This is a genomic window from Mesonia profundi (genome assembly GCF_031085155.1).
Taxonomy (GTDB): Bacteria; Bacteroidota; Bacteroidia; order Flavobacteriales; family Flavobacteriaceae; genus Mesonia; species Mesonia profundi.
Window position 1 is genome coordinate 1 of the sequence record NZ_JAVHUL010000066.1, and the last position, 5,713, is coordinate 5,713.

Consider the following 5,713-nt stretch of genomic DNA (forward strand, 5'->3'; position numbering starts at 1 on the left):
AGTAGATTTTTTCCTATTTAGACTATCCACAATTTTTGCATAAAACTAAAATCCCACAACTTTTTGACTTGATCCCTTAAAACGCGAAGTACTATTTAGTAAACAGATAATGTCGCATTAAGAAATTGAATTGGCATAAATTTAGGGCATAAAAAAACCCTCAGTAAAACTGAAGGTTTTTTATTCTATAAAGAAAAACACTAAGCTTCAAACGGTTCGATTGAAACGTATGATTTATTATTTCCTTTTTTAGCAAATTTCACAACACCATCAACTTTGGCGTGTAACGTATGATCTTTTCCTGCATACACATTATCACCAGGATTATGTGCAGTACCTCTTTGTCTTACGATGATATTTCCTGCAATAGCAGCTTGTCCACCAAAAATCTTCACGCCTAAACGTTTCGATTCTGATTCTCTACCGTTTTTAGAACTACCAACTCCTTTTTTGTGAGCCATGGGTTTATAATTTTAATGGTTATTATTTATTTTTTAGCAATTGTTTTGCTTGCTTTACCCACTCATCAGCTTCAATCTTGTCGCGGGTAATTCCGTCGATAGCAGAAAGTGCTTCTCTATCGGCAGCTTTTAATTTGCTAATTTGCTCGTAAGTATAAATACCTATTTCGTTCAATTTAGCTTCGTAAGCAGGTCCAATTCCGTTAATTTCCTTCAAGTCTTCAGCATCTGCTTTTGCAGCAGTACCAATACTATGAAGAAGTTTATCAACGTTAATCTCCATATCACCCTCTACTCTATGCTCTGCACGAGTAATCAAGTTTTCACTTACCTCGTCTTCTTTTACGGGCTTTGAAGCAGCTTTCTTAGCTTCAGTCTTCTTTGGCTCCGCTTTCTTTGAAGATTTTTTCTCTCCTTTTAAAGAGATATCTTCAATTACGATTTCAGTTAAAGATTGACGGTGACCATTTTTTACACGGTAACCTTTACGTCTCTTCTTTTTAAATACGATTACTTTATCTCCTTTTAGGTGACGTGTAATCTTGGCTCCAACAAGAGCTCCTTCTATAGCCGGGGCGCCTAAAGTAATATCATCTCCGTCTCCTGCTAAAAGAACTTTATCGAAAGATACTGAATCTCCCTCTTCTCCTGCTAAACGATGAACAAAAACCCTTTGGTCTTTTGCAACCTTAAATTGCTGCCCTGCTATCTCTACAATTGCGTACATAGCGTAACTTTATTAAAAATTTGTTTAAAATGGATGCAAATATACCTATATATATCTAACCCACAAGTCTATTGCACACAAAATTACATAAGATTATTGAAAAAAGTAAAAAAACCTCTTTATGACTTTACATCTATCAAGAAAACAACCTTATTAGCTAGCAATATTCTTATTGGTCTCCTTAGTGTTCCAACTACTTTTAAAAAATTGCATAAAAGAAAAAGTAATAATTAGCGAACTAGCGAACCCCATGGTTGCCACTACAAATAAAATTGCCGCTACACTTATATTATTCTCGGCCCGTCTACCTTGTGCAATTTCATTTAAAAAAGTTGCATCAAAATTTGTAGCATAAATACCAAAGAAAAGAGTAAAAACAAAAGTAGCGATGAACCCTGATACAATGCCCGCCATAAATCCTTTTTGATATTTAAACTTGACTCCTTTATACTCCTGGTATTTTTTAATACACCAATAAATTCCTACTCCGGTAATTACTGCATTAAATAAACTAAAGTAAGGATTTGTATGTAATCCCAATAAGGAAAGAAGCAAAAAATAGACAATTAAAGCAGCTGCAATAAAAAATCCGTAACGAATTGGTATGGCTTGGTTTTTCATAATAAAGTCATTTAACTCTAAATTTCTGAAAAATTGACGAATCCCATTGGTAAGAAATTGTTAATTTCTGTGAATATCTTAGATAAATTTAGGGATGTTTTTTAAATTCCCCCTGTTTTTTTTGTAACAAAATGGTATTTTTGAATACTTATTAAAAAACTTAAAATAATTAAAAATGATTAGAAAAATTAGCTCAGCTTTTTGTGCTCTATTTTTAACTTTTTCTGGCTTTGCTCAAGAAGTTGAATATACAGAGTATGATTTAGACAATGGCCTACACGTTATTTTGCATCAAGATAATACTGCTCCGGTAGTTACGGTAGGAGTAATGTACCACGTAGGAGCAAAAAACGAAGTAGAAGGAAGAACAGGTTTTGCCCACTTCTTTGAACATCTTTTATTTGAAGGAACAGAAAACATTGCACGTGGAGAATGGTTTAACATTGTTGCCGCTAATGGAGGAAGTAATAACGCCAATACTACAGCAGATAGAACTTATTATTACGAAACTTTCCCTTCTAACAACTTAGAATTAGGTTTATGGATGGAATCTGAAAGAATGGTTCACCCGGTAATTAATCAGATTGGAGTAGATACTCAAAACGAAGTGGTTAAAGAAGAAAAGAGGTCTAGAGTAGATAACGCACCTTATGGTAAAATTATCTATGGCACAGGAATCAACCACTATATGTTTAAGAAGCACCCTTACAAAAACACTGTTATTGGTACGATGGCAGATTTAGACGCAGCTCAATTAGATGAGTTTAAAGCGTTTTTTGATAAGTTTTACGGCCCCAATAATGCCACTTTAGTTGTTGCAGGAGATATAGATACCAAAGACACTAAAGAAATGATTAAGAAATATTATGCTGGCATCCCTAGAGGACCTAAAGTGGAATCTATTAATATTAAAGAAGAGTCTATTACCTCTACAATAAAGGCTAAGGAATACGATAGTAACATTCAGATTCCTGCTAAACTATATGTGTATAGAACTCCAGCGATGAACGAAAGAGATGCTTACGTTTTAGATATGATTTCTTCTATTTTAACCGATGGAAAAAGTTCTCGTATGTACAAAACAATGGTAGACGATAAAAAAGAAGCACTTCAAGTACTTGCATTTCCTAGATCTCAAGAAGATTACGGGATGTATGTATTAGGAGCTTTAGCAATGGGAGAAACTCCGTTAGAAACGTTGGGATCTTCTATTGATGAAGAAATTAAAAAGCTTAAAACTGAATTGATTTCAGAAAATGAATACCAAAAACTTCAAAATAAGTTTGAAAATAATTTTGTAAACTCTAACAGTAGTGTACAAGGAATTGCTTCTTCTTTAGCAACCTACCACACACTTTACGGAGATACAGATCTAATCAATAAGGAAATCGAAATCTATAGAGGAATTACAAGAGAAGACATTAAAAAAGTAGCCAATGAGTATCTAAACGAGAATCAACGATTAGACTTAGACTACTTACCTACTCCAGATTCTGAATAATTCTAAAAAAAACAAAACAATGAAATTTAAATTATATCCAATATTTATCATGTGCCTTATGGTCGTTGGAGCTCAAGCCCAAGTAGACCGCTCTAAACAACCTCAACCAGGTCCGGCACCAAAAATTAACTTAGGGAAACCAGCTTCTTTTAAATTAAATAATGGTTTAAAAGTAATGGTGGTAGAAAATCATAAACTTCCTAGAGTTAGCGCCAGTTTAATTATAGACAATAAGCCGAATTCTGAAGGAAATAAAGAAGGTTTAAAATCTCTTTACAGTGCGATGATGGGAACAGGAACTAAAAGCATGTCTAAAGACGACTTTAACGAACGTATCGACTTTTTAGGTGCTAATGTAAACTACGGTTCTTCAAGTGCTTCGGCAAGATCTTTATCTAAATTTTTTCCAGAGGTAATGGAATTAATGGCTCAAGGTTTATTACAACCTAAGTTTGAAGCCGAAGAGTTTGAAACTCAAAAAGACCGTCTTATCGAAGGAATTAAGAGTAACGCCAAAAGTGCAGGAATTATCGCAAGTAACGTAAGTGCTGCATTAGCCTATGGAAAAAATCACCCTTACGGAGAATTTGCAACAGAATCTTCTGTAGAGAAAGTGACTTTAGCTGATGTTAATAAATACTACGAAAGTTATATTTCTCCAAAAAACGCTTATTTAGTGGTGGTTGGAGACATTAAAGAAAGAGAGGTAAAGAAATTAGCTAGAAGATTATTTAGTGACTGGCAGGCAGATGTTCCTCCATCAAGCTCTTTACCAAGTCTTCCTAAGGTGCAGTATACGCAAATCAACTTTGTGGACGTGCCTAATGCAGTACAAAGTGAGTTGTATGTTCAAAATACGATTAACTTAAAAATGGCAGATGAAGATTACTTCCCTGTATTGGTGACTAACCAAATTTTAGGAGGTAGCTTTGGAAGTTATTTGAATATGAATTTACGTGAGGAACACGGTTATACTTACGGAGCGAGAACTTCTACAGGAGATGACAAGTATGCAAGTAGATTCTACGCATCAGCAAGTGTTAGAAATGCAGTAACAGATAGTGCTATTGTTGAAACCTTTAAAGAAATTAAGCGTATCAAATCTGAAGAGGTTTCTTATGAAGATTTAAGCAACGCTAAAAATAAATTTGCAGGAGACTTTGTATTAAGATTAGAACGTCCTTCTACAATTGCTAGCTACGCCTTAAATATTGAAACAGAAAATCTTCCATCAGATTTCTATACCCAATTCTTAAAAAAGATCAACGCTGTTACTAAGGAGGACATTATGAGAGTAGCCAACAAATATTACAAAACTGACAAAATGCAGATTGTAGTTGCTGGAAAAGGTGTAGAAATTTTAACGAATTTAGAGAACGTAAAAATTGACGGAAAAAAGACTCCTATTTTCTTTTTCAATAAAGAAGGAGATAAAATTGAACGTCCTGTCTATAAAAAAGAGGTACCTGAAGGAGTTACTGTAAAATCTGTTTACAATGATTATATAGAAGCTATTGGAGGAGAAAAAGCTGTTAAAGAAGTGAAAACTATAGCTTCTAGCGGAAGTGCTTCCGTACAAGGAATGAGCCTTAGCTATAGCACCAAGACCACAGCAGATGGGAAAAACCTAACCTTGGTTCAGATGAACGGAATGACGTTAAACAAACAAGTGTTTAATGGTAAAACTGGATATTCAGAAGCGCAAGGGCAACACGTCGACTATAACGAAGAGCAAATTAAAGATGCTAAGAAAAACAGCAAACTTTTCTCTGAGCTAAAAGTAATGGAAAATGACCAACTTCAAGGTATAGAAACTGTAGATGGTGAGGATGCTTATGTGGTGCAAACTTCAGAAGATTCTAAAGACTATTACAGCACTTCAACTGGTCTTAAATTACAGACTGTTTCTAGCGTTTCTCAAGGAGGTCAAACCATGATCAATACCATGGGCTTCGATGATTACAAGACGGTAGATGGTGTAAAAATACCACATCTGGTTACGATAAATATGGGACCTCAAGTTATTGAAATCAGTATGAACAAGGTTCAAATTAACGAAGATGTAAGCGACGCAGACTTCGAGTAAACTTATTTAATAAGATTTATAAAACCGACTCGGGATTATCCTGGAGTCGGTTTTTTTATGGCTTTACAGAAGAGAACTTCAAAAAACCCATGAGCAGATTTAAAAGTATAATTAGCAGCACTAGTATACTTCTCGATTCTCGAAACTAAGATTTTTAACTATTGCGCGACTTCATCGCGTTCTGCTAGAATTCAATAGCCATAATGAGTTCACTTAAATTGACAAAGAAATTAGAATCTCTGCTAGATTCAAGTAATAAACGCAACTTCTGTGTTAAACAAAATTTTGTCCATCATTTCTAATGGTGTATCAAATTT

General features: G+C 34.4%; 5 protein-coding genes. 2 read left to right on the top strand and 3 right to left on the bottom strand.

The genetic code is table 11. The features are described 5' to 3' along the window. Nucleotides 1-200: 200 nt before the first annotated feature. From rpmA to RBU60_RS13970, 3 genes are all read right to left on the bottom strand, one after another. The gene (gene rpmA, locus RBU60_RS13960; RefSeq protein ID WP_308865676.1) at nt 201-461 is read right to left on the bottom strand and encodes a 50S ribosomal protein L27; all 261 of its coding nucleotides are present in this window, start codon (nt 459-461) and stop codon (nt 201-203) included. A gap of 22 nt (nt 462-483) precedes the next feature. After that, nucleotides 484-1,188, bottom strand: coding sequence for a 50S ribosomal protein L21 (gene rplU, locus RBU60_RS13965; protein ID WP_308865677.1), 705 nt, complete (start codon nt 1,186-1,188; stop codon nt 484-486). Between the two features lie 153 nt (nt 1,189-1,341). Next, entirely contained in the window at nt 1,342-1,809 is a 468-nt protein-coding gene (locus RBU60_RS13970) for a DUF4199 domain-containing protein (RefSeq protein ID WP_308865678.1), read from the bottom strand. A gap of 175 nt (nt 1,810-1,984) precedes the next feature. Between RBU60_RS13970 and RBU60_RS13975 the strand changes: the two genes are divergently transcribed. Continuing rightward, nucleotides 1,985-3,310 (top strand): M16 family metallopeptidase, encoded by a 1,326-nt coding sequence (locus RBU60_RS13975; RefSeq protein WP_308865680.1) that lies wholly within the window; start codon nt 1,985-1,987, stop codon nt 3,308-3,310. 19 nt (nt 3,311-3,329) lie between these two features. Next, the gene (locus RBU60_RS13980; RefSeq protein WP_308865681.1) at nt 3,330-5,396 is read left to right on the top strand and encodes a M16 family metallopeptidase; all 2,067 of its coding nucleotides are present in this window, start codon (nt 3,330-3,332) and stop codon (nt 5,394-5,396) included. The last annotated feature ends 317 nt before the right edge of the window (nt 5,397-5,713 follow it).

Excerpts from the sequence above, each read along its gene's own strand:
- rplU (WP_308865677.1), bottom strand. The coding sequence starts at position 1,188 with ATGTACGCAATTGTAGAGATAGCAGGGCAGCAATTTAAGGTTGCAAAA.
- RBU60_RS13975 (WP_308865680.1), top strand. The coding sequence starts at position 1,985 with ATGATTAGAAAAATTAGCTCAGCTTTTTGTGCTCTATTTTTAACTTTT.
- RBU60_RS13980 (WP_308865681.1), top strand. The coding sequence starts at position 3,330 with ATGAAATTTAAATTATATCCAATATTTATCATGTGCCTTATGGTCGTT.
- RBU60_RS13970 (WP_308865678.1), bottom strand. The coding sequence starts at position 1,809 with ATGAAAAACCAAGCCATACCAATTCGTTACGGATTTTTTATTGCAGCT.
- rpmA (WP_308865676.1), bottom strand. The coding sequence starts at position 461 with ATGGCTCACAAAAAAGGAGTTGGTAGTTCTAAAAACGGTAGAGAATCA.